Source organism: Synechococcus sp. R55.3 (genome assembly GCF_047461975.1).
In the GTDB taxonomy this organism is placed as follows: Bacteria; Cyanobacteriota; Cyanobacteriia; order Thermostichales; family Thermostichaceae; genus Thermostichus.
Genome location: NZ_JANSIG010000067.1, coordinates 15,206 through 17,180 on the forward strand (window position 1 = coordinate 15,206; position 1,975 = coordinate 17,180).

Here is a 1,975-nt window from a genome sequence, read left to right on the forward strand (position 1 = left end):
TTTACGCTCATCTTGTCATAGCACTTTCTCGGCAGGGCTGGGATCCCTTCTTGCGCGGCGAAGGTTGCACCTTTTGGCAATTTTGCCCCCATGCCGGATCTCATCTCGTCAATTGTCAATCCAGAGGGCATACTGGTTGCAACAATTTTGGATCCCGAGGGCGTGAATTATGAAATTCAGACGCTGGTTGGGTCTTTGCTGCGCCGGCTTGATGGCCTTGCTGTTGACGGCTTGCGGCAAGGGATCCGCCCCCTACGACAGCATCGTGGTCAATTTTGTAAACACGGCCACCCCCAGTCAGATTGCTGCTATCGCTAAAGAGTATCACTTGACGCTCCGCCCCAGCAGCGACAGCGCTTTTGCCCGCCAAGAAGCGATCTACCTGTTTGACGTGGATGCCAACCACCTGGGATCCACGCGGCGGCTGGTTAAGCGGCTCACCGACGAAGCCTTGATCGAGTATGCTCACCCCAACTATCAATTCCAGGCGGCTTTCGTGCCCAACGACCGCCTCTATCCCCAGCAATGGAACCTCAGGGCCATCCGCATGCCGGAAGCCTGGGACATCTCCCAAGGGGAAGGGGTGACGGTAGCCGTGGTGGACACGGGAGTAACACGAGTGCCGGATCTAGCCCAAACCCAATTTGTTAAGGGCTACGACTTTGTGGATGACGATGAGGAGCCGGAAGACCTCAACGGCCACGGCACCCATGTGGCGGGAACCATCGCCCAATCCACCAACAATGTCTTGGGTGTAGCCGGCATTGCCTTCAAGGCCAAGATCATGCCGGTACGGGTGTTGGATGCCAATGGCTTTGGATCCCTGTCGGATGTGGTGGAAGGGATCCGCTATGCTGCCGACCACGGGGCTACGATCATCAACCTCAGCCTGGGTAGCCGCGCTTCTGCCCAACTGATGGAAGAGGCAGTGGCCTATGCCCATAGCAAAGGGGTGACGGTGATCGCAGCCGCCGGCAACGAAAACTCCAACCAGGTGAGCTACCCGGCCCGCTACCCGCATGTGATCGCCGTCTCGGCCACGGGGCCCAACGGGGAAAAAGCTCCCTACTCCAACTATGGGGTGGGGGTGGACATCTCTGCCCCCGGCGGAGCCAAAACTCCCGATCACCCCGAATACGGCATCCTGCAGCAAACCATCAATCGTCGTAACCCCAACGAGCCGGTCTTTGCCTACTTCCAAGGCACCAGCATGGCCACTCCCCACGTAGCCGGTGTGGCAGCTCTGATCCAGGCTCAGGGCATCAAAGACCCGGACAAGGTGGAGGAAGTGCTGAAAATGTCGGCTACCCCAGTGCCCGGCGACAAACAGAACTTCTACGGGGCTGGTCGTTTGGATGCAGCCAAGGCGCTGGCCAGGGCCACAGGGCAACAGGAGGAAAACCCCTTGGTGCTCTGGTTGAAGGACTTCCTGCAGTACCTGAACAACAATGGCTACCTCAACCCGCGCTTCTGGTTCGATGGTGGCCCGATTGCTCTGGTGCCGAAGCTGCTGATGGTGGTGGGCGGCTACATTATCCTGGTGCTGATCCGCTGGTGGCTGGCTCCCAAGCGGCTGCTGCAGACGGTGCCTTTGCTGGCTGGGATGCTTTTGGGCAGTGCCGGTCTTTTCCCCTTGCAGGGGTTGGCGATTGTCGGTGGCCCCCGTTGGCCCTTCCAATTGGCGGGTAGCTCCCTGCCGGAGTTGGGCACCGCCTTTGCCCAGACCAATGCCTTGAACCCCCTATTTGCCAGCGTGTTGATCCCAGGCCTGTTGATGTTGCTGCTCCTGGGCCATCGGCGCTGGCGCTGGGCGGTGATCGGCCTGTGCATCGGCATGGCCTCGCATCTGCTCTTGTCCGGATCCCTGTTCTATGAGGGGGTGCTATGGCTTGGATCCTCTGCTTGGTTGGGTCGCTCCTTCTTGCTCTTCAATGGCTTGCTCTGCCTGGGCCTGGCCTACTTGGGAGCGCAAGCG

General features: G+C 59.5%; 1 protein-coding gene. It reads left to right on the forward strand.

Annotation, left to right across the window (positions count from 1 at the left end; genetic code table 11):
• Nucleotides 1–169: 169 nt before the first annotated feature.
• Nucleotides 170–1,975: S8 family serine peptidase (locus NW849_RS10670; RefSeq protein ID WP_414357624.1), on the forward strand; the 1,806-nt coding region annotated here is incomplete at its 3' end.